The sequence below is a fragment of the Actinoplanes sp. NPDC004185 genome, from assembly GCF_053603475.1.
Map to the genome: position 1 here is coordinate 1 of NZ_JBSGFR010000129.1, position 1,459 is coordinate 1,459.

Here is a 1,459-nt window from a genome sequence, read left to right on the forward strand (position 1 = left end):
GTATGAAGTTCTGCTTGGTCGCTGAACCACTTACCGGAGACCTCTTCGTCTATCGATCACCGCCACGCCGCAACCTCAGCCACCGCCCGACATTAGGGTCTGCTGCACCGATAGGTGACATCTGAGATGGCTTGCCGTGACGGCGGGCTGGAAGGATGTTGCTGTGCCCAAGCCCTACCCCCGTGAGTTCCGCGACGACGTCGTGCGGGTCGCTCGTGACCGCGAGCCCGGTGTGACGGTCGAGCAGATCGCCAAGGACTTCGGGGTCCATCCGATGACGTTGTTCAAGTGGCTGCGCCAGGCCGACACCGACGCCGGCGTCAAGCCCGGCGTGAGCGGCAGCGAGGCGGCGGAACTGCGCGAGCTGCGGCGCCGGAACAAAATGCTGGAGCAGGAGAACGAGGTCCTGCGCCGGGCCGCGGCGTATCTGTCACAGGCGAACCTGCCGGGAAAAGGCTCTACCCGCTCGTGAACGAGCTCGCCGCCGGCGGTATCCCCGTCGCGGTGACGTGCCGGGTGCTGAACACCGCTCGACAGCCCTACTACCGGTGGCTCGCCCACCCGGTCACCGACGCTGACCTGGCCCAGGCGTATCGGGCGGACGCGTTGTTCGACGCCCATCGTGACGACCCGGAGTTCGGCTACCGGTTCCTGGCCGACGAAGCCCGCGCCGCCGGACAGGCGATGGTGGAACGGACTGCGTGGAAGATCTGCTCCGGCATGGGCTGGTTCAGCGCGTTCAACCGCAAACGACGCCGCGGCAAGGGCGGCAGGCCGGGCCCGCCGGTCCACGACGACCTCGTCCAACGCGACTTCACCGCCGCCGGGCCGAATCGGTTGTGGCTGGCCGACATCACCGAACACCGCACCGGTGAGGGCAACCTGTATCTGTGCGCGATCAAGGACGTGTGGTCCAACCGGATCGTCGGCTACTCCATCGACTCGCGCATGAAGTCGCGGCTGGCGGTCAACGCCCTGCACAACGCCGTCGCCCGCCGCGGTGACGTGGCCGGCTGCGTGCTGCACACCGACCGCGGGTCGCAATTTCGATCAAGAAAGCTCGTCCGCGCTCTGAACCAGCACCACATGATCGGGTCGATGGGACGCGTCGGCGCCGCCGGCGACAACGCCGCCATGGAATCGTTCTTCGGCCTGCTACAGAACAACGTCCTCGACCGCCGCACCTGGACCACCCGGCAGCAGCTGAGGACCGCGATCGTGACCTGGATCGAACGGACCTACCACCGCCGCCGACGCCAACGATCCCTGGCCCGGTTGACCCCTATCGAGTACGAAACCATCATGACCCCACCGGCCAGTCAGGCCGCGTGACTAGAACTGTCACCTATCGGTGCAGCAGACCCCTTCGTAGCGGACGGCGAGTTTGTCGAACCTGGTGGCCACGGCTCGGTGACGTTTGAGACGGTTGATGCCGCACTCGACGGCGTGGCGTTGCCGG

General features: G+C 66.6%; 1 protein-coding gene and 1 pseudogene. One reads left to right on the forward strand and one right to left on the reverse strand.

Going from position 1 to position 1,459, the window contains the following annotated elements; genetic code table 11:
• Nucleotides 1-163 precede the first annotated feature (163 nt).
• Nucleotides 164-1,332, forward strand: a protein-coding gene (locus tag ACWEOZ_RS44325) for an IS3 family transposase (RefSeq protein ID WP_451916674.1) whose coding sequence is annotated in 2 segments (ribosomal slippage) — nt 164-448 and nt 451-1,332 — 1,167 coding nt in all. Because the reading frame shifts where the segments join, the coding sequence is not laid out codon by codon here.
• A gap of 9 nt (nt 1,333-1,341) precedes the next feature.
• On the opposite strand, the pseudogene ACWEOZ_RS44330 reads toward ACWEOZ_RS44325, so the two are convergent.
• Nucleotides 1,342-1,459: pseudogene (locus ACWEOZ_RS44330) on the reverse strand (IS5/IS1182 family transposase); the annotation flags it as partial.